Annotated in this window: 1 protein-coding gene; it reads right to left on the minus strand. The window is 65.4% G+C overall.

What is annotated here, in order from left to right; translation table 11 throughout:
• A partial coding sequence (locus tag AC5Y4C_RS20980; protein WP_500008531.1) for a condensation domain-containing protein occupies nt 1–353 on the minus strand: 353 nt, incomplete at both ends.

A 353-nucleotide genomic window follows, 5' to 3' on the forward strand; every position in this document is an offset into this window, starting at 1 on the left:
GCGCACACCGCCTGGATTTGGTCGTCGGAGTCAAGCTCCTCGTAGCGCCAGGCCGGCACGGGGTCGGCCGGAATGACCTGTACCGGCTCGGCGAATTGTGCACAGAACCGCGCCGCCAGATTCGGATGCCGACGGACAACGGTCTGCACCGCTTCGCGCAACCGGTCAGGGTCGAGCGGACCTGACACGCTGATGTCGAGCTGCATCGCATAGACGTCGTCGCCGTGGCCGTTGGTGGCGCCGGCATGGAACAGCAAGCCCTGTTGCAAGGGGGTCAGCGGCAGGATGTCGGCGATGCGGTATTGCTGTTGCAATGTGTCGATCTGGGACTGGGTCAGCCTGGCCGGCGCGAT

The organism is Mycobacterium sp. NGS35 (assembly GCF_059812855.1).